The 1,541-nt window shown below is 43.3% G+C and carries 1 protein-coding gene; it reads left to right on the forward strand.

The window, feature by feature from the left end:
• On the forward strand, positions 1-1,541 hold a 1,541-nt coding region (locus F6464_RS14555), incomplete at both ends, for an immunoglobulin domain-containing protein (RefSeq protein WP_225318101.1).

The raw sequence follows: 1,541 nt of genomic DNA on the forward strand, positions 1-1,541 counted from the left end.
TACCACTACAACGGCGAACAATTCAACAGGAATCACCTATAGTTTAGATGCTACTACGGTAGCTTTTTCAGGCAATAGTATAAATTCATCCACAGGAGCTGTTACCTATGCAGCGGGTTGGAGCGGAACGACAACCATCACGGCAAGTGCAGCAGGATGTAATGGACCAGCGACTACTACTCATGTAGTAACGATAAGTGTTGCGCCGTCCATTTCGGTGCAACCCTCTGCGAATGCAGTTTGTAGTGGTTCTACAGCAGCCTTTACAGTTACAGCCAGTGGTTCACCTACCTATGCATGGCGTAAGCGCGGTAGTGGATGGGGAACTAGTGGTGCATGGACTTCCTTTGTTGGTTCAGGTCAAGCGATTGCCAGTTCCTTAGGGAATAATAACGGAGATACTGGTTCTGCAATAGACGTAAGCGGTAACGCTTGGAGGTTACCAATAAACAATGAGGCAGTTCGATCTCTTGGCGGACAGACTCTGGCAGTAGGACAGGTAATTAATCTTGATTTTGATAATGGTAACGTTGCCAATGGTGTTAGTGTAGGATTTAGTATACGAAACGCCTCCGATCAAAATTTATTTGAGTTTTACTTCACAGGAGGTGGTTCAAACTATGTCATAGGTGCTGGAAGTCAAAGCGGTACGCTACCTACCTTTACCCGATTAGGATTAAATATTAAATTTACATTAACTTCATCTTCAACCTATTCTGTGTTTATCACTAGGTACAGTGATAGTTCTACTTATACCATTACAGGAAATCTTTCAAGTCCAGGAGGTGGTCAAGCTATCACTAAAGTTCGTTTGTGGAATTATGCTGGTTCACCAGGAGGCAATGCGGATGCTTATTATAACAATCTAAGTTTTGGAACTTCAGGTACCACTTCACTTTATGATGACAATGCGAGTAATTATACGACATGGGTAACATCTGATAATAAAGGTCAAGGACCTCTAGCCAATGGAGCTACTGGAACAGGTTCTACAGTATCAAATGCTACTACAGCATCACTTTCTATCGCAACGGTAGGAGCTAGTGATGTTGCCAGTTATGATGTTGTGGTTTATAATTCATGTGGAGGCGCTACTTCTACTGCTGCTGCTTTAACGTTGAATACCGCACCTAGTATTTCTGCATCGAGTGCAGATCAATCGGTTTGTTCTGGTGCTAATCCTACGTATAGTGTAACAGCAACGGGTACGGCATTGACTTATCAATGGCGTAAAAATGGTGTAGCTATTAATGACGGAGCCACTGGTAATGGTTCTACTTATGGGGGAACCTCCACAGCAACACTTACAATTACCGGTGCAGTAGCAGCAGATGCTGCGTTATCTGGAGCTGGTTTTGATTGTGTTGTGAGTGGAACATGTACACCAACAGCTACTTCAACACGAAGAGCATTAACTATAAATTCAACAGTAACGATTAATGCTTTCTCCCCAACGACATCGACACGTTGTCAAGGAGCGGGAACAGTAACTACCACTACAACGGCGAACAATTCAACAGGAATCACCTATAGTTTAGATG

Origin of the sequence: Flavobacterium luteum (assembly GCF_008806775.1) — a bacterium.
Taxonomy (GTDB): Bacteria; Bacteroidota; Bacteroidia; order Flavobacteriales; family Flavobacteriaceae; genus Flavobacterium; species Flavobacterium luteum.